Source organism: Agrobacterium sp. O3.4, from assembly GCF_041414895.1.
Classification (GTDB): Bacteria; Pseudomonadota; Alphaproteobacteria; order Rhizobiales; family Rhizobiaceae; genus Agrobacterium; species Agrobacterium cucumeris.
Map to the genome: position 1 here is coordinate 2,262,381 of NZ_JALPZP010000001.1, position 21,181 is coordinate 2,283,561.

Here is a 21,181-nt window from a genome sequence, read left to right on the forward strand (position 1 = left end):
CATGATGCAGGCCACCATCGAAAAACTCAAAGCAACGGCAAGCAGCACAGCCGCAACCGATCTTCGCGCCGCCTTTGCGGCCGACGACAAGAGATTCAGCCGTTTCAGCGTAAAATTCGATGACCTGCTGATGGACTACTCCAAATGCGCCGTCAACGAGGAGATCGTGACGCTTCTCGAACAGCTGGCGCGCGAAGGTGGCGTCGAGGCCAAGCGCGAGGAGATGTTCTCCGGCAAGGCGATCAACTTCACCGAAGACCGCGCCGTGCTGCATACCGCGCTGCGCAATCGTTCAAACACCCCCGTTCTTGTGGACGGAAAGGATGTGATGCCTGACGTGAACGGCGTTCTCGCCGCCATGGGCAAATTTGCCGATGCGATCCGTTCCGGCTCCCTGAAAGGTGCGACCGGCAAGAAGATCACCGACGTCGTCAACATCGGCATTGGCGGCTCCGATCTCGGCCCCGTCATGGCGACGCTCGCACTCGCACCTTTCCATGATGGTCCGCGGGCGCATTTCGTTTCCAATATCGACGGCGCACATATTGCCGATACCCTGAAGCTTCTCGACCCGGAAACCTCGCTCTTCATCATCGCGTCGAAGACCTTCACCACCATCGAAACGATGACGAATGCCGCCACCGCGCGCCGCTTCATCGCCGAGAAGCTGGGCGAAGAGGCCGTAAAGCATCACTTCGCCGCCGTTTCCACCGCATTGGACAAGGTCGCCGCCTTCGGCATCGAAAGCGACCGCATCTTCGGTTTCTGGGACTGGGTGGGTGGTCGTTATTCGATCTGGTCCGCCATCGGCCTGCCGCTGATGATCGCCATCGGGCCGGATAATTTCGGCAAATTCCTGGATGGCGCGCATGCGATGGACAGGCATTTCCGCGAGGCGCCAATCCGCGAAAACCTGCCGATGCTGCTCGGCCTCATCGGCTTTTATAACCGCAACGTGCTGAACTATCCGACGCGGGCAATCCTGCCCTATGACCAGCGGCTGTCGCGCTTCCCCGCCTATCTGCAGCAGCTCGACATGGAATCGAACGGCAAGGGCGTCACCATCGACGGCACGCCCGTCGAAGGACAGTCCGGTCCTGTTGTCTGGGGCGAACCCGGCACCAACGGCCAGCACGCCTTCTACCAGCTGATCCATCAGGGCACGAGCGTCATTCCGGCCGAATTCATGATCGCCGCCAACGGTTTTGAGCCCGAGCTGCGCCATCAGCACCAGCTCCTCATCGCCAATTGCCTGGCGCAATCGGAAGCGCTGATGAAGGGACGCACGCTGGCCGAGGCAAAAGCCCAGCTCACCTCCAAGGGCATGGAAGACAAGCTTGCGGATTTCATCGCACCGCACCGCGTCTTCACCGGCAACCGCCCATCGATCACCTTCGTCTACGACAAGCTGACACCATTTGCGCTTGGCCGCCTGATCGCGCTTTACGAGCACCGCGTCTTTGTGGAAGGCGTATTGTTCCGCATCAATTCCTTCGACCAGTGGGGCGTGGAGCTTGGCAAGGAACTGGCAACCGGCCTGCTGCCGGTCGTGGAGGGCAAGGAAAGCGCTGCAGGTCATGACAGCTCGACGCAGGGCTTGGTGAAGGCGCTGGCCGGCCTGGCGGGGTAAAATCTCCGCACCTCGATCTCAAGAAAGCCGGAAGAACGCTTCCGGCTTTTTTAATGCAGCGACCTCAAATATAAAGCGCCGCCATCTTGCGCCATGCACCTGCCCGATGGGCGCGGCCGTCCCAGACATGCATTTGATGGCCTACCTGCTTGTCGGAAAGAACCCGGCTCAGATGATGGTTGTTATTGAGAAACGGGTCTGCATCGCCGATGGTGAAAACCATGTCGATGCGGCGCAGGTGTTCGAGCCGCTGCGGGCAGGTAAGCCCCGGCAGGAAATGGCTTGGCATGTGGAAATAGACGTCATCATCGTAGTAGCCATCGAACAGATCGCCGAAGGATTCCACCTTCATTGTCAGGTCATAACGGCCGGAAAAGGCGACGAGTTTGCGAAACAGATGCGGGTGGCGAAAAACGAGGCTGGCGGCCTGAAACGCACCGAGGCTGCACCCATGAACGATGGTATCGGTATGGGAATTTTTCTCGGCCATCAGCGGCAGTACCTCGCTGAGAATATAGTTCTCGAAGGCTGAATGGCGGCGGATACGGTCAGCCGGGTGATGATGGGCCGCATAAAAGGTCTCTGTCGCCAGCCCCTCAATGCAATAAAGCTGGAGATGACCTGCCTCCAGCTTATCGGCCAGACTACCGACAAGCCCCAGTTCTTCATACTCGAAGAAGCGCCCGTCCCGGGTGGGAAACATCAGCACCTTGGCGCCGGCATGACCGAATATCAGGAGCTCCATGTCGCGATGGAGCCTGTGACTAAACCAACGGAGATATTCGCGTTTCATGGCACCTTGAAAAACCGTCTGACCTTGTCCTTATGGACCGCATCTTGCGATGCGCTGTCAGGGTAATCGAAATGCCCGGCGTCGAGGATGAAGATTTCATTAAATTTTGAGTGCGGCAACGCATTGGCCACTGCGAACTGGCAGGGAGGCGCCACAGATGGATCGAAAAGCGCCGGCGCAACCAGCATCGGCACTTTTATGCGGGCGGCGGCACAGGCGGCATCGAAGAAACGCAAGGTTTCGAGCACATTCGGATGCGCCTTCTGGTATGACTGAACCGAATTCGCACTGCCAACGGTGGGTAATGTCAGCCAGAACGGCCTATGCCCGAATGTCGGAACCACCAGATGACCACGGTCAATGCGCTCATCAAACGGTATCGCCAGGGCGCCGATGCCACCGCCGAAACTGATGCCGCTATACCCCACCTGCCCTTCCAGCCAGGGGTAAAGGGTCACAAGCGTCGAAACGGCGACCCACAGATCATCCACGCAGCCGCCGATGATGTAATCGTCTTTCCTGTCGATATTGTAGAGAACATGAAGCGCTGATTCCGAAGAAATCGGCGGGCAGGCGCTTAACGAGATACCGCGAAAACAGAGAAACAGGACTGCCGTTTCTTCCACCGGCACTTCGAAATCAGGCTCGGAGCGCCCACCATAACCATGGCCGACGACGAGGCCGCGGCGCACCTGGCCTTCGCGCGGAAGAAGCATCCACCCGCCAATGCGGAAGCCGCCGGTGGAGGTGTAGCTGATATCGAGGACATGCCAGCGCGGATGGCTGAGCCTGCTCTTGCGCAGCACCGGCCGAGGATCCGTGGCGAGCGCGCGACGATAGCGCTTTTGCCAGAAATCATCGAAGCCCGGCGGCGCTTCAGGCGGGGTGATGGCCAGCAACTGCTCGCGCTGCATGCCATAGGTCGGATCGAAATCAAAAGGATGGGTCTTCGGAACACTCATGCGATGCTTGTTTCGCGAAAAAACAGCTGACACAAGCGTGATAATATCGAAATACCGGTTTTTTGCGGCTTTAGCACCGGGGAGAGCGCTGAACCATCTTTTCAAAATGGTTCAACCGCGCGCATCAAAGGCCGATTTCATGCGCAAATGGTGGATTCGCGCCAGCGCGTGAGACGGTGACTGCCGCCGCCTTCGCGCCCAGCGCCAAGGCCTTTCTGATCTGCTCTTCCGTCAGCGCGGCAACCTGCGCCTTTGTGAGGATGCCCTGCATTTTAAGCGAAGCGAGAATGCCGGCGTCAAAAGTGTCGCCCGCGCCGACGGTGTCGACGACTTCGACCCGCTCGGAGGCCACTTCCACCTTGAGATTGGCGGTATAACCCACAGCGCCCTTGGCGCCGCGGGTGACGACCACCAGTTTCGCGCCATGATGCAGCCAGTGGCGGGCGAGCGTATCCTCATCGCCTTCCAGACCGAACCAGGCAAGGTCCTCATCCGAGAACTTGACGATATCCGACATGGCGGCCATGCGGCGGATGCGGGCCATGTGGGACTGCTTGTCCTTGATGAAACCGGGACGGATATTCGGATCGAGCGAGATGACACGGCTTTGATGCTCGCGCGTCATCAGCGCCTCATAGGTGCTGCCGCAGGGCTCGGGAATGAGGCTGATGGCACCGAAATGCAACGCTTCGCAATCGGCGCCCAGTGCTGGAAGCTCGGCCTCTGTGATCATCCGGCCAGCGGTGTTCTCGTCGTAAAAAGCGTAAGTCGCGTGGCCATCCACCAGCTTGACGAAGGCGATGGTCGTCGGCCGCGATAGCGTCGCGCAATAGCTGAAGTCCACCTTGCTGGCGCGCAGGGTTTCCCGCAGGATATCACCCATCATGTCATCGGAAAGACCGGTGAAAAAGGCAGAGGGGACGCCGAGACGCCCCAGCGCAATTGCCGTGTTGAAGACCGCTCCGCCTGCATAGGGGGCAAAACCCGCCTCGCCCAGCGTCGTCTGCCGGGGCAGCATGTCAATCAGGGCTTCACCACAACACAGGATCATTACGGTCCTCCTCAAAACAGCAAATCAAATGAACTTAAATCGATTTAGACGAAGATCGATCGGAAGGCCAGCCACAAGCCGGCTGGCCGCATCCGAAATTAAGATTGCGGCAATTCGCTGACGCCGCCATGCTTTGCAGACCAGGGCAGCGGGTTATCGAGGAAGGCTTCAACCCCCGACAGCGTCTTTTCATCGAACAGTTTTTCAGCCCGTGCGACCGCCAGAACATCGCGCCAGGTCGTCAGATAATGCAGCTTGACATTGCCATTGGCGAAGCGCGCTTCGGCCTCTTCGAAGATGCCGTAATAGAAGAGCGCGATGCCATGATCGACAATACCACCCGCCGCACGGATGGCGTCGATGAAGGTGAACATCGAACCGCCGGCCGTCGTCAGATCCTCGATGACGAGAACGCGGGCACCTTCCGGCATATGGCCTTCGATCTGGGCATTGCGGCCATGGCCTTTTGGCTTCTTGCGGCAATAGATCATCGGCAGGCCAAGGCGCTCGGCAAGGAAAGCGGCAAAGGGAATGCCCGCCGTTTCACCACCGGCGACACAGTCGAACTTCTCGAAGCCGGCCTCGCGCATGACAGCCGCCGCCGCGAAATCCATGGCCGCCGAGCGAATGCGCGGGAAGGAGATGAGCTTGCGCATGTCGATATAGACAGGGCTCTTCATGCCCGAAGCGAAGGTATAGGGGCTTTCGGAATTGAAGTGGACCGCCTTGATTTCCCACAACATCTTCGCAACCAGTTCCGCGACGACGGTGCGGTCAGTGAATGTGAAATGGTTCATAGGCGTTCTCCTTTTCGGCCTTGGTTTATCGCTCCGAAAACCCGGGTCGGTTTGCGGAAAGCACAACGTCTTAGTTCAGTGTTGCAGGCATCCTCAGGCGGCACCGGATTTGAGGGTGGATACCTGAAGACCATAACAAAACCGCCGGCAGTGCCGGCGGTCATTAAAAAAATCAGCTTACATCCCAGTGGAGCGGGAACATCGGGTCAAACACCGTCACCGGCCCGGCGCCGGTCTCGATCTTTTCGGGGAAGGAAACCGCTTCATCACGCTTGACCAGCGTGATCGTCTCTTCATTCGGTGCGAGACCATACCAGGCGGGACCATTGAGCGAGGCGAAGGCTTCCAGTTTGTCGAGGGCATTTTCATCCTCGAAGACATGGGCAAGGCAGCTCATGGTGTTGATGGAGGTATAGATACCGGCACAGCCGCAGGCGCATTCCTTGGCGGGATCAACGTGCGGGGCGGAATCCGTACCGAGGAAGAAGCGCGCATCACCCGAAGTCGCGGCAGCCCGCAGGGCCAGCCGGTGCTCTTCGCGCTTGGCGACGGGCAGGCAATAATAATGCGGCTTGATACCGCCGACCAGAATGGCATTGCGGTTGATGATGAGATGGTGGGTGGTGATGGAACCGGCCAGATTGGCCTTGGATGACTTGATGTAGTCCACGCCGTCACGGGTGGTGATGTGCTCCATCGTCACCTTCAGTTCCGGCAGGCGCTGGCGCAGCGGTTCCAGAACCGTATCGATGAAAACCTTCTCGCGGTCGAAAATATCGACCTGTGGCGTCGTCACCTCGCCATGCACGCAGAGCGGCAGGCCAATCTTCGCCATGCGCTCCAGCACCGGCATCGCTCTGTTGAAATCGCGCACGCCGCCGTGGGAATTGGTGGTCGCACCCGCCGGATAGAGCTTTACGGCGGTGATGAGGCCGCTTTTTTTACCCTCTTCCACGTCGTCGGCAACAGTATCCTCAGTGAGGTACAGGGTCATCAGCGGCTCGAAGCGGTCACCCGCCGGGATCGCCTTGACGATGCGTTCGCGATAGGCGCGGGCATCGGCCGTGGTAACGACTGGCGGCACCAGATTCGGCATGATGATGGCGCGGGCGAAATGACGGCTCGTATCCCCGATCACCCCTTCCAGCATGGCGCCATCACGAAGATGCAGGTGCCAGTCATCAGGGCGGCGCAGGGTGAGCGACTTCATCGGGATACCTCGGAGCATGATGGAATTGCGCCCGCTTAGCATCTTTTGTCGCGGGAAAACAGCCGCCAGAGGTCATCGGGCGGCTGTAAATGTCATTTTTTTGAAGCGTGTCTCAGATGTTGCCCGCTTCCGGACCCCAGACATCGGTCATGGCGAAACCATCCGCCAACGGGTCGAAAGGATCGAGACCCACCTGGTGCAGACCGAAGGTGAAGCCGCGCCCGGCAATGGTGGGAATGACGGCCGGACGACCCGCCACTTCGGTGACGGCGGAAAGGCCGACATCAAATTCCGAACCGATGATCGAGCGGGATTTATATTCGTCGCCCACTTTCACCTTACCGCGCGCATAAAGCGTGGCGAGATTGGCGGAATTGCCGGTGCCACAGGGGGAACGATCCGCCCGGCCCGGCCACATGGTGGTGCAGGTGCGGATGGAACCGTCCGCATCCACATCGCGGAACATGACATAAGCGACGCCTGATATGGCGGGGATTTCCGGATGAACGACCGTCATTTCACGGTTGACGAGGTCTTTCAGGGTCATGCCGGCGGCAACGAGTTTCGCGGCATTGGCCTTCTCGATGGTGAGACCGATCTGGCGAACATCAACGAGTGCGTAAAAAATGCCGCCGTAGGAAATGTCCATCGTCACTTTGCCCCATTCGGGCGTGTCGATGCTGACATCCAGCTCATGCACGAAGGACGGCACCATGGTCAGCTTGACCTTTTCGCAGCGCCCGTCATGGCAGGTGGCCGTCGCTTTGACGAGGCCGGCGGCCGTTTCCAGAATAATGACGGTTTCCGGTTCCTGCATTTCTACCATGCCGCTTTCCAGCAGTGCCGTGGTGGCACAGATGGAATTGGAGCCGGAGCTGGCATGCGCCTGATCCGGTTGGAGAATGACGAAAGCGGCGTGCGCATCCGGATGCTTCGGCGGCAGGAGAAGATTGACCGACCCCATCGGCGTACCGCGCGGTTCAAGCGTCAGGAAGCGGCGCAGCGCCTCCCCCTGCGGGTCCGTATTCATCCAGTGAAGCTGTTCAGCAACCGTGTTGCCTGGAATTTTCGGCGCGCCGCCGGTGACGACACGGCCGATTTCGCCTTCGCAATGGACATCGAGAAGCTGGAGGGTGCGTTTCCAACGCATGGGGTCTTACTCCGGAAGTTGGGTTGTTGGCCCGACCATACAGATAAAAATACAAGCTGTATACAAATCTGCGGAGCGTGATGACAAAAACACTTGGCGTTTTCGCCACCCCCATACGCATCATAGTTTAGCGGTTACGGCATTCCGCCCGGTTTCGATTGGCCGCGGCATCGCAGTTCACCCTTGACGACTGCAGCGCCTGATCATCCACCACGGAACCGGCCGTATCGCCCACCGATCCGACTGTGTTCTCCATGGAGCGCCCGAGGCGTTCCACCTGCCGGCCGTAATTTTCCCGCGTGCGCGGATCGAACACCGCAATCGGCGCGCTGACCACCACGCTGGCCGCCGTTCCGACGGTCTGCGCAGCGCCGATGCTGACCGCGCCAAGCGCCTCACCCAGACCGACATCGGAATCCGTCACCGTCTGGCCGGCGATGAGGCGGTCGCCGATCAGGCGGACGACCTCGGGGCTTTCGGCAAATTTACCGTGGTTCAGGCGATCACCTGATTGCAGCTTGGTGAGATCGAGAACGGTGATGCCGGCTTTTTCCAGCTGGCTGCTATAAGGCTCGACGGATGGATCGATCTGGCCAAGGCGGTCGACATTGCCGGAGATGCGGCGCGACAGGCTGAGTGCGCGGTCATCCTGTGAAACGAAAAGGGTGAATTTCGGCGGCGTCTTGCCAAGACTTGCAAATTGCCGGCTGAAGACGTCCACATCGAGATCCGGCGCGGCAAGAATGACGTTGCTGATCTTCGGATCGACCCGGCCGTTGCGGATGGCCATCTGGCGCAGCGCTTCCACCGCAAGCCAGGTACCCATGGAATGCGCCATGACGGTGACCTCGCCGATGGACTTGTCCTTGGCCAGGCGGGTCAGCATCTCTTCAAGCGCATCGCGGGAATAATTGGTGCTTTCTTTGTCGTAGTTATAGTCGAAAATGCTTGCCCGTGATGGCCAGGTGAAGACGACGGGCACAACATCCGTGCCTGAATCATGAACGATCTGGGCGAAGCGATAAACGGATTCTTCGTAGCGATTGTTGAAACCATGCACGAAGACCAGCACGCGGCGGTCCTTCGCGATATGTTTACCGATCCAGCTTCTGGTTTCGGCTTCAGAACGAATAGGCTCCACCGCCACCGTAGTGAAATCCTTCAGTGGGTTCGGCGGCAGTTTTTTCGGCCATTGCACCTGCCCAACTTTGCGGTTGGCATTGGGTGGAATGGAAATGGTGACAGCATCGACCTTCAGGCCCGTTCCACGCTCACCGCCAAAAAGCACGGCGGTGTTTTCCGATGGCGCACGCGTGGTGGCAACCAGAAGATTGACCGGCGTCGTGCCCGCCACCGTCTGCCCCGTCGGCGTCATGACTCCGATGGGACGCCCACCACAGCCTGCGAGCAGGGCGACAATCGCAATTACGGCCACGAAGCGAATGGGCATCACATCACTCTCCTACAACCCAGAGGCAGCCGGATAGCAGCCAGGGGGAGAGAATTTTCTACCGGAGGCGGAACTGCCGCGCCAGCAACCAAAGCGGAGCAGCGGACACTTTCCGCCCCGGTGTGTCCAAACAGACCCAATTGCCGGCTGGGAGGCCGGAGACTCGGCAGCCGGCAAGAGCGTGGGACCTATTACTGCGGCAACATCGTTCCTCTTTCCCGAAGCGCATTATGCCAGGACAGCGCCTCTTCGATGAGATGTGGCGTGTGCCCGCCCCGGGCCGCCGCCCGCTGGAAATAATCCGTCAGCGCATTGCGATAGCTGGGATGCACGCAGTTTGCGATGATAACGGCCGCTCGCTCGCGCGGAGCGAGACCGCGCAGGTCAGCCAGCCCGGTTTCGGTGACGAGAATATCGACATCATGTTCGGTGTGGTCGACATGGCTGACCATCGGAACGACGCTGGAGATGGCCCCACCCTTGGCAATCGACTTGGTGACGAAGATCGACATATAGGCATTGCGGGCGAAATCCCCCGAGCCGCCGATGCCGTTCATCATATGCGTTCCGCCGACATGGGTGGAATTGACGTTGCCGTAAATATCGAATTCCAGCGCCGTGTTGATGCCGATGATGCCGAGGCGGCGGATGACTTCCGGATGATTGCTGACTTCCTGCGGGCGAAGGATCAGCCGGCTCTTGTAGTCTGCCAGCCGCGGCATGACCCGTTCATTCATGGCGGAGGAGAGCGTGATCGACGAACCGGAAGCGAAGGTGAGCTTGCCCGCATCGAAAAGCTCGAAGGTCGAATCCTGCAGGACTTCCGAATACATTTTGAGATCATGAAACGGCGTATCGATGAAACCATGCATCACCGCATTGGCAATGGTGCCGATGCCGGCCTGGAGTGGCTGGAGTTCGTGGGTCATGCGGCCATGACGAACCTCGTTCAGCAGGAATTCGGTGAGATGGCCGGCAATCGCCTTGGTTTCGTCATCCGGCGGCAGCACCGTCGAAAAGCTGTCGCTTTTGTCGCTCAGCACGATGGCGGCGATCTTTTCCGGCGGGACCGGAATGAATGGCAGGCCGACACGGCTGTCCGTCGCCACGACAGGAATGGGCATGCGGGTCGGGCGTTTGGCGGGAATGAAGATGTCGTGCAGCCCCTCCAGCACTTCGGGCTGCGACAGGTTGATCTCAACGATGACCTTATCGGCCAGAATGGCGAAGCTTGCGGAATTGCCGACCGAGGTGGTGGGGACGATACCGCCTTCCGCCGTGATTGCCACAGCTTCGACAATGGCAACATCGACGCCGTGGATCTGACCGCCGCGCAACTGCTCCACCGTTTCCGAAAGATGCTGATCGATGAACATCACCTTGCCGTCGTTGATTGCCTTGCGCAAAGCAGGATCGGACTGGAACGGCATGCGCCGCGCCAGCATGCCGGCCTCGACCATGGTCTTGTCGAGATCGTTGCCGAGGGAAGCGCCGGTCATCAGGGTAATCTTCATGGGATGCGACTTGGCGCGCTCGGCCAGCGCCAGCGGCACGGCCTTGGCTTCACCAGCGCGCGTAAAACCGCTCATGCCGACAGTCATGCCATCCTGAATGAGACTGGCGGCCTCTTCAGCGCTGACGATCCGGTTCAAGAGGGACGCGTTGCGGATACGCTTTTCAAGCATGCACTTCTCCATGATCTGCACTCACGATGGCACGTCATCAAGCTGGCCACCTCTTGGGCGACTATGGCGTGCAGTTTCATCGATGAAACTGACATAGATCAAGGGTGCGGCCGGGACTATGGCCTTAGCCCATCAAATCTCGCGCAACAAACCGCAAGTGGTGCATCGGCGCTACAGGCTGCGGGGTCTCCGCGACATCGCAGCCTCGCCAACCGGCGAGCCTTCCGCAGCATCGTATCGGCGGCGAAACAGGATGAGGCGGGCGAACGCCCCGTCCTATCGCCAAAATCACCCGCGATCAGGGGCCTTCGCAGATGGGGGCCTGACCAAGCACAACCTGCCCCACTTCGGCATCATAGGCGCGCAGGCCGAATGCACCCATTGTGATGACCCGGTAACAGGGGTTGCCACCCGTCCACAGCGGATCGAGAACATCAATATCGGTGATGAAACGATGCGCGCAGGCCTGACCGGAGCTGTAGGCTATGCCTTCGGCCGTCGTGCCGGCCATAGGCACATGGATATGGCCAAAAATGATATGACGCACACCGGCCGGGTGGGCCGCGAGGCGGCGCATGATGGCGCCATCATCATGCATGCCAATATGTTCGAAATGGCGGATGCCGCAATCCATCGGCGGGTGGTGAATGAACACCGTCACCGGTAGCTCGCCCGCGCTTTCCAGCGCACTCTCCAGCCATGCCAGGCGATCCACGCCATACCTGCCGCCGATGACATCGGCTTCGTGGCTGTCTAAAAACAGCAGTCGGCCGAAGTCCGTATCGATAAAGGACTGGATATAGCCATTATCGTCGCGCGGCTGTTCCGGGAAAGCTGCAACAAATTCCGGACGCCGGTCGTGGTTGCCAAGCATCAGCCGCACGGGCACGGAGACGGGCGCGAGAATATCGCGTAGCAGTTCATAGGCTTCCGGTTCGCCGTAATTGCAGAGATCACCTGTCATGACAAGAAGATCGGCGTCGGCATGTTTTTCGACAATATCGGCCACCGCCGCGCGCAGCTGCTTTTCCGGATCGACGCCGTTTACAGCGATGCCGGGGGGGACGAGATGGGTGTCGGTGATCTGGATGATCTTCATAACAGGTCTTTCTGCACAAAATGGCTGCGGGAACGGATTTCCCCGCAGCCTTCTCGATGGTTTTGCTTATTTCAGCAGGGCGTTGGTCTGCTCGACAACCTGCTTGAGACCGGCTTCCGGCGTCACTTCACCGCGCATGACGGTGCCGATGATGTCGCGCTGGGTGCGCCAGATGCGGACGGAATCACCACCCGGATAACCGGCCCATGGCAGCGAACGGTCAGCCTGAAGCGAAGCGGTCTTCACATTCGGGTTCTCGACATAATAGGGAGCGAGGAAGTCCGGGCCGGTTGCCAGCTTGTTGGTCGGCAGGTAACCGGTGATGCGAACGATGGTGTTCTGCGCTTCCGGACCGGTGATCCACTTCAGATATTTCCAGGCAGCGTCCTGCTTGGCTTTTTCCTGCGTCAGGATAACGGCAGAGTTGCCGCCGGTCGGCACGCCGCCCTTTTCCTTGTTGTCGAGCGGGAAGGTTGCCGTCTTCAGCTTGAAGCGGTCGCCAACCAGGCCCTGGATCGTCTGAACGTGGGCCGGGGTCGAGAAGATGAAGCCGGTGAGGCCTGCACCGAACTGCTGGCGGGACTGATCCCAGTCGAGCAGGTTCTGACCACCTTCAGTGACGAACTGGCGAGCCATCTTCAGGGCGTTGAGGCCGATCTCATTGTCGAAGGCAACGGTCTTGGTCTTTTCGTCAACGAGTTTGCCCCCCTGTTCGAACACCAGCGCCTGCCACAACCAGTCATCCGGCCAGCCGTTGATGTCGTAGCTCATGCCGGCAAACTTGGCATCGAGTGCCTTGATCTTCTTGGCGAGAGCGATGAGCTCCGGGAAGGTGGTCGGCATCTTGTCCGGGTCGCCGCCAGCCTTGGTGACGAGGTCGGCGTTGATGTAGATGATCGGCGAGGAAGCGTTGACCGGCAGGCCGTACTGCTTGCCGTCGATCTGGCCGAGAGCGGCCATCTTCGGGCTGTAGTTCTTGTCGAGGAAGGCCTGACCGCCTTCAGCCTGAATGAACGGGCCGAGATCGGTAATCTGGTTGCGCGGTGCGAGCGTGTGAACCAGTTCCGCCGTCAGGTTGTAACCCGAGAAATAAACGTCAGGCAGATTGCCCGTGACGGCAGAGCGCAGAACCTGCTGCTGGCCTTCATTGTAGCCTGCGGCCGGGGCGAGGAAGTTGATCTTCACATCCGGGTTCTTCTTCATGAATTCATCGGCCAGCGGCTGATGGAACTTGGTGAAGCCCGGCAGGTTGTAGAGAACGTTGAGCGTGATTTCATTGGCCAGAGCCGGCTGTGCAAGGCCTGCAAAAGCCATGCCGAGGGCCAGACCGCTCACCACAGCGCGTCGGTTGAGTTTCATATCAGTCTCCAGAGAGGTTGGGAGGAGGAGGAGTGTGAACGGCGTCACTTGACGCCGGTCATGGTAATACCGGCGATGAAATGGCGGCGTGCGAGGAGGAAGCACAGCACCATCGGCGCGGTAATCAGTGTGGCGCCCGCCATCAGCGCGCCGTAGTTCGCGCCGGATTCAACGTCGGCAAAGAACATCATGCCAAGCGGCGGCGGGGCGAGATTGGTATCGGAGACCACGATCATCGGCCAATAGAGGTCGTTCCAGTGGGCAACGAGCGAGAAGACCGAAAAAGCGGCGAGCGAAGGCAGCGAGCCACGCAGGACGAGCCCCCAGCAAATTTCCATTTCCGAAAAACCATCCATGCGTGCCGCCTCGATGATTTCATCCGGGTAGCTGCGGAAGGACTGGTTGAACAGGAAGATGGCGAAGACCGAGAGGAAGAACGGCATCATCATCGCAAAATAGGTGTTGAGGAGCTGCGTTTTCGCCAGCCCGACGAAAAGCGGCAGCGCCAGCGCCTGGATGGGAACGCAGAGTGCGGCGATGACGAGGCCCAGGAGCAGCTTGCGGCCCGGAAACCGGAGCTTCGCCAGCGCATAGGCCGCCGGAACCGAGGTCAGCACCTGAACAATAAGAATGCCGACGCAGACGATGACGCCATTCAGCATGAAGCGCGCCATCGGTACCTGCCCCGCCGCCCGGGCATAGTTTTCCACCGCGTCGAATTTTTCGGGAATCGGCCAGAGCGAGACGTTGAATATTTCCGCCGGTGAGCGGATCGACGTCAGCATCATCCAGTAGAACGGCAGGAGCATCACGAATGCGCCGAGCGCCAGCACCAGATGCGGGAAATATTTGCGGAGAGCGGCCATCAGTAATGCACCTTCCGGTCCATATGCAGCGTCTGACCTATCGACAGGACCAGCACGATCGCGAGGAAGATAATGGTCAGCGCCGCCGCATAACCGGTGTTGGAATATTCGAAACCCTCAAGATAAAGATCGAACAGCAGGGTTTCCGAACCGAAACGGCCCTTGGTCAGCACGGCGACCGTCTCGAATACCTTGAAGGCCGAGATGGAGGTGGTGACCACCACGAACATGGTCGTCGGCCCAAGCATCGGCCATGTCACCGTCAGGAACCGGTCTATGGGGTTCTTTGCTCCGTCCAGCCGCGCTGCCTCATGCAGATCCTTCGAAATGGCGGTAAGGCCGGCAAGGAACAGCACCATGTTGAAGCCCAGAACCTGCCAGATGCCGATCAGCGCCATGGTGGGAATGAGAAGGACGGGATTGGAAAGGAAAGCGACGGGTTCGAAACCCAGCCATTTGATCGCGGCATTCACCGGGCCGAGCGAGGGGTGCAGCAGGAATTGCCACACGGTTGCCATGGCGACGAGCGTTGCAGTGACGGGCAGGAAATAGGCGACTTCCCAGAAGGCGCGGCTGCGCTTGCGATTATAGACGAGCAGGGCCACGCCAAGCGCCAGAAACACACCGAAGGGGATGACGATGACCGCGTAGATGGCCGTGTTTGCCAGCGCGCGCAGGAACACCGGATCCTGAAACGCCTTGGCGAAGTTGCCGAGGCCGACGAAACGCGTGGAGAGCGCGCCGAGCTGGTAATCCGTGACGGAAAAACCGGCGAGAACCAGCATCGGAACAATATAGATGGCCAGAAGCAGCAGGCTTGCCGGGGCGGCGAACATCAGGCCGCGCCAGATCATCCGCCGGTCCGCCTTCGACAGGCGTGGACGGGATTTGGCACGCACAATCGTGGAAGCATCTACAACCGTCATGCCGGCACCCGCTCACGCACCGTCGTCTTGCGGCGCAGGCCATCGGCGGCAAAAAGATGAGCGCGTTCCGGAGCAAAACCGAGGTTCAGCACGCCATGCGCATCAGCCTCCAGTGCTTCGCCCGCACCCTGACGCAGGGTGATCGCAACCGTCTCGTCGCTGAGAAGACGGCAGCTGACGAAGCGATCCGCCCCGTGGGTTTCGCAGCGGACCACGCGCACGGCAAAACCTTCGGCACTCGGACGCAGATCTTCGGCGCGCAGGCCGAGGGTGGCAGGGCCGGCGTCGCGAGCTGCGGTGTCGATGCCCAGATCACGACCGAAAGCGCTGATCTTGCCGAGTGTATCGATTTCGACCGGCAGCAGATTGATGGAAGGCGTGCCGATGAAGCGCGCGACAGTCAGCGTTGCAGGCTTCCGGTAAAGCTCATCCGGCGTACCGAGCTGCTCGATGCGGCCTTCCGACATCAACGCGATACGGTCGGACATGGTCATGGCTTCAATCTGGTCGTGGGTGACGTAGATGAACGTTGCACCCAGCCGCCGATGCAGCCCGGCAAGCTCCTCGCGCATATGGGCGCGAAGCTTGGCATCGAGGTTGGAAAGCGGCTCGTCCATCAGAAATGCGGCGGGCGAGCGCACCAGCGCCCGGGCGAGCGCAACACGCTGGCGCTGGCCACCGGAAAGCTGCGCCGGCTTGCGGTCCAGCAGATGCGCGATCTGCAGGGTCTCGGCCGCCTGTTCGACGGCGGCATCGATCTCGCGCAACGTTTCGGCTTGCGCCATCATGCGTCCGATCAGCGGCAGGCGCGCGGCAAACGGCAGACGCCGCATGCGCAGCGGCGTCGCGATGTTCTGGCGGACATTCATATGGGGATAAAGCGCGTAGGACTGGAACACCATCGCCAGATTGCGATCGCTCGGATCGATCTCCGTCACGTCCTGCCCGCCGATCGACACCGAACCACGATCCGGCGTTTCCAGCCCGGCAATGATGCGCAGCAGCGTGGACTTGCCGCAGCCAGACATGCCGACGAGGGACAAAAACTCTCCGGGACGGATGGAGAGATCGATCTCTTTCAGAACATCGTCAGCCCCGAAGCCTTTGCCGATTCCTGAAAGCTCAAGTGATTGTGGCGTCATTCTGCGCTCCTTTTCTGAAGCGCATATGCTTATATTGTATGACAATATGACGAAGGTTTGCGGAAAGTTCGGTGACATCAAAAAGCCCGGCAAACCCGGCTCGCCGCCAGGCCTTGTAGTACAGGCTTTCACCAAAACCACTAATATTTAGGGGTTTATTCCCAAATGCGCAAAGCTGGCGTTTTTCGGCTTAAAACCGCCTCGGCGCGTGCAGTTCCTAAAACTATGGCGAGAATCACAAGCGCCCGAATTTTGGCTGAAATCTTTCCGCTGCCGCCATACCGTGCCTCAATCGCAGAGGCGACGCAGTCGTGATTTATCGGGGTCGAACGCGCAAACTGTGTTCTCTTCCAGCATGGCTTTTACTCTGGGCCACTGGTGGGCCAGAGACTTCGGCACATATTCGAGTGATCCGGAATTTGTTGGGCTCACGGAGCCTCGTCGCCGATACAGGATGGGGAGCGCATGCGGGCCAAACTATGCGGATAAGGCCGCGCCACAGCAACGATTGGCTTATGTCTTGTCGACAGTTTTATGGGAAGAGAAATGGCGCACCCGAAGAGATTCGAACTCCTGACCCCCAGATTCGTAGTCTGGTGCTCTATCCAGCTGAGCTACGGGTGCGTGCCGTTCCGGTCGTTTCCGGTGGCGTGGCGATCCTCTAAAACGTCCTCATTCCGATTGCAAGCGATTTCGTTTCGAAATTGTCATTTTTCCGCAGCAATTCATTTATGCCATTGATTACAAAAGAAATTCCATAGGGACCGTTTTTGCAGCGGCGCGCACCGCCCTTTTTCCAGCGGGCACGCCAATGGCTGAGGGTCGTTGACTGAGGAGATCTTCAGGCGGTTCTGGCCGCCTGCACAGTGGCGGCGCGGTCAGCGATCTCGATGCGGAACTGCGTGCCCGGGCCGGGCTTCTCGACAAGCGCTATGGTACCGCCGTGGGCAAGCACCAGTTCGCGGGCAATGACGAGACCGAGGCCGGTGCCGCCGGAGCGGGCCGACCCGCGGAAAGCGGAGAACAGGTTCTCCTTTGCTTTACGTGGCATTCCCGGCCCGTTGTCGTCGATGACGATGCTGACGACACTGCCGGCCCTTTGAGCAGCAATGGACAGATGTCGCGGCGCGGCATTTGTCGTATCCGATTGCAGGGCCTGAACGGCGTTGCGACAGAGATTGTGGATCACCCGGAACAGTTGCTCGGCATCCGCGTCGACGGTCAGATCGGTGGGGACACTGTCATGAAACTCGATGCCGCTCTCCGGCTCGAGCGCCAGAATATCGCGTACATCCCGAACCAGAAGGCTCAAATGAACCGTCTTGCGTTTCGGCGCACCCTCGGTTGCCTGCCCATAGGCCAGAACTTCACCCGTGTAGGCCACGGCGCGGTCAATGGTGCGCAGCAGTTTCGGAGCGAAACTGCGGACCATCGGGTCCTTGGCATCCACCAGGCGGTCAGACATGAGCTGCGCGGATGAGAGGATATTGCGCATGTCGTGGTTGATCTTGGAAACGGCGAGGCCGAGATCGACCAGGTTCTTCTGTTGCCTGAGCGTTTTCTGCAGTTCCGTCTGCATGTCGGCGAGGTGACGGCCAGCAACCGACAGTTCGTCGGTGCCTTCTTCCGGCACGAAGATACGCTCCGGATTGCCCGGATCTTCCGAGAAATGCTGCATGCCGAGCGTCAGCCGCCGTATGGGCCGGATCATGATGCGGTTGATGGAGATAAAGATGAGGCCGGCGGTGACGAGTGACAGGACGATGGAGATCAGGAACACATTGCGGGCATAGGCGAGCATGGCGGCCCGCAGCTTGTATTCGCCGAGCACCAGCTCGATGATGGTGTCACTGTCGCCGACGACATCGAAAACGCGGATGACGCGGTTGCCGCCGAACAGCAATGTGGAAAACGCATCGCGAACCGCCGCCAGCTGCGAAACATCGGAAAGATCATATTGCTCGTCCACCCCGGGCGGCGTTTCCGCCACCGCCAGCAGGCGCGACGTGCCGTCCTTGCGCAGCGCAATCAGCTTTGCCCCGGTTGCCATCAGCGTGTCGTTCTGCACGCTTCGTGGCAATTCGGCCTGCAGGCCGTCGATCACAGCGCCGGCGGCAGCCGCCGTGTTCAGGCGGTCCCGCAGCCATGAAAGGCGCATATTGGCGACGGAAGGCACAAAGATCAGCACTTCGGCGATCATCACGAAAATGACCGTGAGCAACAGCAGGCGTCCCGAAAGACCAGCGGTCAACCCCGGCATGCAGTGCACCGGATTGTCCTCCGTGCGGTCCAAGCTGTCTACGCCTTTAGATAACACCTGGCCCTGATCCTATGCGCGCCGCCGCTTCGGTTGAACGGCTCGGTTTATATGCACGCATGATAATAGGACCTAACTGACATTTTTCCAATGCACTGCAAAATAAACGTTTTCATCATCGCAAAAAACAAACGCCGCCCGAAGGCGGCGTTCTAACTGTAGCGGGTCTTGCGAGAAACGGTAGATCGGCGTTCTCAGAATTCCTGCCAGTCGCCATGCGCCGGCGCGGCGGCCGGCTGCGCATTGAGGGCGCGGCTGACGCTGTTCATCAATTTGCGGGCCGGAGAGGCTACAGCTGCCGCTCTGCCGGATACCGCCACAGGCCGCATCGGCTGCTCGATCCGGGTGCGGAGCGGAGCATCCTCAGCGCCGACCTTGAAGCGCGACACAAGGGTCACGAGATGTCCCGCTTCATTGCTGAGCTTGTGGGTTGCGGCCGAAGTTTCTTCCACCATGGCGGCATTGCGCTGCGTCACCTGGTCCATCTGGTTGATCGCCGTGTTGACCTCGTGCAAGCCGGTGGACTGTTCCCGCGCCGCCGTGGCAATCGAATGGATGTGGTCATTGATCGCGAGAACACGGGTCTCGATCTCGTTCAAGGCGCTGCCGGTTTTCTGCACCAGCGATACACCGCGTCCCACTTCCTGGCCGGATTTGGTGATCAGCGCCTTGATGTCCTTTGCGGCGGTTGCAGAACGCTGCGCCAGTTCGCGCACTTCCTGGGCGACGACGGCGAAGCCCTTGCCCGCCTCGCCGGCGCGGGCGGCTTCGACGCCCGCATTCAGCGCCAGAAGGTTGGTCTGGAAAGCGATCTCGTCAATGACGTTGATGATCTGGCTGATTTCACGCGAAGCGTGCTCGATGCGATCCATGGCGGAGACGGCATCGCGCACGACATTGGCGGATTCTTCCGTCTTCTGCTTGGTCTCGGCCACCATGGTGCTGGCTTCCTGCGCACGATCGGTGGAATTGCGAACAACGGCAGTAATCTCGTCCAGAGCGGCGGAGGTCTCTTCCAGCGCTGCGGCCTGCTGTTCCGTCCGCTTCGACAGGTCGTCGGCCGCAGAGCGCAACTCGTTTGCGTTGCCGCTGATGCCTTCCGTGCTGCTACGCACCTCGTGCATCGTTTCGCGCAACTTGGATAGCGTCTCGTTGACGTTGGCCTGAAGTTCGGCAAACACGCCGCGGAACTCACCGTCCATCTTCTCCGTCAGGTCACCGCGCGCCAGACCTTCGATGACACGGCTGGTCTCGGAGACGCCATTGTCGACGCCGGTGAGCAGCGCGTTGATCGTTGCAGCGAAACGGTTGAGGTTTTCGTCGCCGTAATCCTTGTTGATGCGGCGGCTGAAATCGCCTCCCGCAGCCGCATCGACGACGATGGCCATGCCGGCCTGAAGATCGTCGCTCTTGGCGCGCATGGCAGTTTCCTGCGCGTTCATGCGGCGCATTTCGAGGCCGTTCTTCTTGAAGACTTCAACGGCTGCGGCCATTTCACCGATTTCATCGTTACGGCCAAGATAGGGCACATCCGCGTCCAGATTTCCGTCCGCCACGGCGTTCATCACTTCCGAAACACTGCGGATGGGCGCACTCAGCTGTCGCGTACCGATATAAAGACCGAAGGCCGCGCCGGCCAATATGCCGCTGCCGGTGACGATGATGACCAGCCAGAATGTCGTCGTTACAAAACCATCGATGCCGGCTTCGACGGCCTCAAGTTCGGCAATGTCATTCTGGACGACGGCATCGATATCCGCCTGATAGGCTTTGCGGTTGGCCCGGTTCGCATCGTTGTTGCCCTGCAGGTTGGCCGCCTGTGGGCTGGCCTCGCGGGCAAGCCGCGCGGTTTCCAGGCGGAACGCCTTGAATTCCTTGAAGCGGCTGGCGAGGTTATCAAAGGTCGCCTTCTGTTCCGCCGGAACGAGAGGGGTCCATGTGCCGATCAGCTTTTCCATGGCGTCGAGGTTCTTGACGATGCCATCCGCGAAGGGTGCGGCCTTTGTTATATCGGGGGCGGCATATACGCCGCGCGCCTCCATCACGACCGCGGTGACCAACCGGTTGAGCGCCTCGCCCTTATAGGCGCGCTCCGCGGCCTTTTCATACGCGACCGTACGCACCCGGAATTCGCTGACCGCATAGATGGACAGTCCACCGATGGTACAGGCCACGAGGCTCATCAGCCCGACAAGAAGATTGATACGACCGCGAATTCTCAATTTCGTTCCCCCAACACAAGCCAGCCGCACGATGAAAAACAGGAAGCTGGCATAACTTTTCGCATCACAACATTTATCAATGCTGCGTTAAGAAAGAATTTCGGATTTTATCGATTGCGCGTTGGAATCAATCTCTATCGACAGTCGGCGAAGGAGATGGCGGTGCGTTTTCCGCAAAAGGTGAACCGCGAAAACCCCTTCGGCAATTGACTTTGTTCGGCCTATGCCCTTATAAGCCGCGCACGCTCGGCCATTGAAAGCTCGCCCAGGCGGGGTTAGCCGTGCAAAAAACGAAACGCTCTTGCAAATAATTGCAAATTCAAGAAGGGCCGCACACCGCGGTATTAAATAAATGTCGAAGCGTACCTACCAACCGTCCAAGCTTGTTCGCAAGCGTCGTCATGGTTTCCGTGCCCGCATGGCTACTGCTGGCGGCCGCAAGGTTCTCGCAGCCCGCCGTGCGCGCGGCCGCGCACGTCTGTCGGCTTAATTGCCGAGCGTGTGGCCCGATGAAAGTCGCGG

17 protein-coding genes and 1 tRNA gene are annotated in these 21,181 nt (G+C 59.6%); 2 read left to right on the plus strand and 16 right to left on the minus strand.

Translation table 11 applies throughout. From position 1 onward, the window contains the following. Positions 1-4 precede the first annotated feature (4 nt). Positions 5-1,630, plus strand: a complete 1,626-nt coding sequence (pgi, locus tag M0412_RS11005) for a glucose-6-phosphate isomerase (protein ID WP_269700108.1) — start codon at positions 5-7, stop codon at positions 1,628-1,630. Positions 1,631-1,694: 64 nt separating this feature from the next. Here pgi and M0412_RS11010 read toward each other — a convergent pair whose 3' ends face one another. From M0412_RS11010 to M0412_RS11085, 16 genes are all read right to left on the minus strand, one after another. Next, positions 1,695-2,423, minus strand: a complete 729-nt coding sequence (locus M0412_RS11010) for an esterase family protein (RefSeq protein WP_142840968.1) — start codon at positions 2,421-2,423, stop codon at positions 1,695-1,697. Continuing rightward, positions 2,420-3,385 carry an acetylxylan esterase gene (locus M0412_RS11015; protein WP_142840967.1) on the minus strand — a complete coding sequence of 322 codons (966 nt, stop codon included), beginning with the start codon at positions 3,383-3,385 and terminating at the stop codon, positions 2,420-2,422. The genes M0412_RS11010 and M0412_RS11015 overlap by 4 nt, the downstream gene beginning before the upstream one ends. 124 nt (positions 3,386-3,509) lie before the next feature. Further along, positions 3,510-4,436: a carbohydrate kinase gene (locus M0412_RS11020; RefSeq protein ID WP_110755598.1), complete on the minus strand. Its 927-nt coding sequence runs from the start codon at positions 4,434-4,436 to the stop codon at positions 3,510-3,512. A 98-nt stretch (positions 4,437-4,534) separates the two neighbouring features. After that, complete coding sequence (locus M0412_RS11025; protein ID WP_006310650.1) at positions 4,535-5,233, minus strand: orotate phosphoribosyltransferase; 699 nt, start codon at positions 5,231-5,233, stop codon at positions 4,535-4,537. A 172-nt stretch (positions 5,234-5,405) separates the two neighbouring features. Beyond that, complete coding sequence (gene pyrC, locus M0412_RS11030) at positions 5,406-6,443, minus strand: dihydroorotase (RefSeq protein WP_269700109.1); 1,038 nt, start codon at positions 6,441-6,443, stop codon at positions 5,406-5,408. Positions 6,444-6,555: 112 nt separating this feature from the next. After that, positions 6,556-7,593, minus strand: a complete 1,038-nt coding sequence (locus M0412_RS11035) for a 4-hydroxyproline epimerase (protein WP_269700110.1) — start codon at positions 7,591-7,593, stop codon at positions 6,556-6,558. Between the two features lie 127 nt (positions 7,594-7,720). Continuing rightward, positions 7,721-9,043, minus strand: a complete 1,323-nt coding sequence (locus M0412_RS11040) for an alpha/beta hydrolase (protein WP_110755605.1) — start codon at positions 9,041-9,043, stop codon at positions 7,721-7,723. A 191-nt stretch (positions 9,044-9,234) separates the two neighbouring features. Then, positions 9,235-10,728: an acetyl-CoA hydrolase/transferase family protein gene (locus M0412_RS11045; protein ID WP_269700111.1), complete on the minus strand. Its 1,494-nt coding sequence runs from the start codon at positions 10,726-10,728 to the stop codon at positions 9,235-9,237. Positions 10,729-11,026: 298 nt separating this feature from the next. Beyond that, a complete protein-coding gene (locus M0412_RS11050) occupies positions 11,027-11,827 on the minus strand; it encodes a phosphodiesterase (RefSeq protein ID WP_269700113.1) in 801 nt (266 codons plus the stop codon). Positions 11,828-11,893: 66 nt separating this feature from the next. Then, entirely contained in the window at positions 11,894-13,186 is a 1,293-nt protein-coding gene (locus M0412_RS11055; protein WP_046799372.1) for an ABC transporter substrate-binding protein, read from the minus strand. A 44-nt stretch (positions 13,187-13,230) separates the two neighbouring features. Further along, complete coding sequence (locus M0412_RS11060) at positions 13,231-14,052, minus strand: carbohydrate ABC transporter permease (protein ID WP_142840961.1); 822 nt, start codon at positions 14,050-14,052, stop codon at positions 13,231-13,233. Next, positions 14,052-14,978: a carbohydrate ABC transporter permease gene (locus tag M0412_RS11065; RefSeq protein WP_269700114.1), complete on the minus strand. Its 927-nt coding sequence runs from the start codon at positions 14,976-14,978 to the stop codon at positions 14,052-14,054. The genes M0412_RS11060 and M0412_RS11065 overlap by 1 nt, the downstream gene beginning before the upstream one ends. Further along, positions 14,975-16,120: an ABC transporter ATP-binding protein gene (locus M0412_RS11070; RefSeq protein WP_269700115.1), complete on the minus strand. Its 1,146-nt coding sequence runs from the start codon at positions 16,118-16,120 to the stop codon at positions 14,975-14,977. Before M0412_RS11070 ends, M0412_RS11065 begins: the two co-directional genes overlap by 4 nt. Positions 16,121-16,667: 547 nt before the next feature. Further along, positions 16,668-16,744, minus strand: a tRNA-Arg gene (locus M0412_RS11075). Positions 16,745-16,961: 217 nt separating this feature from the next. After that, complete coding sequence (locus M0412_RS11080; protein WP_269700626.1) at positions 16,962-18,380, minus strand: HAMP domain-containing sensor histidine kinase; 1,419 nt, start codon at positions 18,378-18,380, stop codon at positions 16,962-16,964. 251 nt (positions 18,381-18,631) lie between these two features. Further along, on the minus strand, positions 18,632-20,659 hold the full coding sequence (locus M0412_RS11085) for a methyl-accepting chemotaxis protein (protein ID WP_269700116.1): 2,028 nt from the start codon (positions 20,657-20,659) through the stop codon (positions 18,632-18,634). Positions 20,660-21,011: 352 nt separating this feature from the next. On the opposite strand from M0412_RS11085, the gene rpmH reads away from it, so the two are divergent. Further along, a complete protein-coding gene (gene rpmH, locus M0412_RS11090) occupies positions 21,012-21,149 on the plus strand; it encodes a 50S ribosomal protein L34 (RefSeq protein ID WP_003493611.1) in 138 nt (45 codons plus the stop codon). Positions 21,150-21,181: the final 32 nt, after the last annotated feature.

Excerpts from the sequence above, each read along its gene's own strand:
- pgi (WP_269700108.1), top strand. The coding sequence starts at position 5 with ATGCAGGCCACCATCGAAAAACTCAAAGCAACGGCAAGCAGCACAGCC.
- M0412_RS11010 (WP_142840968.1), bottom strand. The coding sequence starts at position 2,423 with ATGAAACGCGAATATCTCCGTTGGTTTAGTCACAGGCTCCATCGCGAC.
- M0412_RS11015 (WP_142840967.1), bottom strand. The coding sequence starts at position 3,385 with ATGAGTGTTCCGAAGACCCATCCTTTTGATTTCGATCCGACCTATGGC.
- M0412_RS11020 (WP_110755598.1), bottom strand. The coding sequence starts at position 4,436 with ATGATCCTGTGTTGTGGTGAAGCCCTGATTGACATGCTGCCCCGGCAG.
- M0412_RS11025 (WP_006310650.1), bottom strand. The coding sequence starts at position 5,233 with ATGAACCATTTCACATTCACTGACCGCACCGTCGTCGCGGAACTGGTT.
- pyrC (WP_269700109.1), bottom strand. The coding sequence starts at position 6,443 with ATGAAGTCGCTCACCCTGCGCCGCCCTGATGACTGGCACCTGCATCTT.
- M0412_RS11035 (WP_269700110.1), bottom strand. The coding sequence starts at position 7,593 with ATGCGTTGGAAACGCACCCTCCAGCTTCTCGATGTCCATTGCGAAGGC.
- M0412_RS11040 (WP_110755605.1), bottom strand. The coding sequence starts at position 9,043 with ATGCCCATTCGCTTCGTGGCCGTAATTGCGATTGTCGCCCTGCTCGCA.
- M0412_RS11045 (WP_269700111.1), bottom strand. The coding sequence starts at position 10,728 with ATGCTTGAAAAGCGTATCCGCAACGCGTCCCTCTTGAACCGGATCGTC.
- M0412_RS11050 (WP_269700113.1), bottom strand. The coding sequence starts at position 11,827 with ATGAAGATCATCCAGATCACCGACACCCATCTCGTCCCCCCCGGCATC.
- M0412_RS11055 (WP_046799372.1), bottom strand. The coding sequence starts at position 13,186 with ATGAAACTCAACCGACGCGCTGTGGTGAGCGGTCTGGCCCTCGGCATG.
- M0412_RS11060 (WP_142840961.1), bottom strand. The coding sequence starts at position 14,052 with ATGGCCGCTCTCCGCAAATATTTCCCGCATCTGGTGCTGGCGCTCGGC.
- M0412_RS11065 (WP_269700114.1), bottom strand. The coding sequence starts at position 14,978 with ATGACGGTTGTAGATGCTTCCACGATTGTGCGTGCCAAATCCCGTCCA.
- M0412_RS11070 (WP_269700115.1), bottom strand. The coding sequence starts at position 16,120 with ATGACGCCACAATCACTTGAGCTTTCAGGAATCGGCAAAGGCTTCGGG.
- M0412_RS11080 (WP_269700626.1), bottom strand. The coding sequence starts at position 18,380 with ATGCCGGGGTTGACCGCTGGTCTTTCGGGACGCCTGCTGTTGCTCACG.
- rpmH (WP_003493611.1), top strand. The coding sequence starts at position 21,012 with ATGTCGAAGCGTACCTACCAACCGTCCAAGCTTGTTCGCAAGCGTCGT.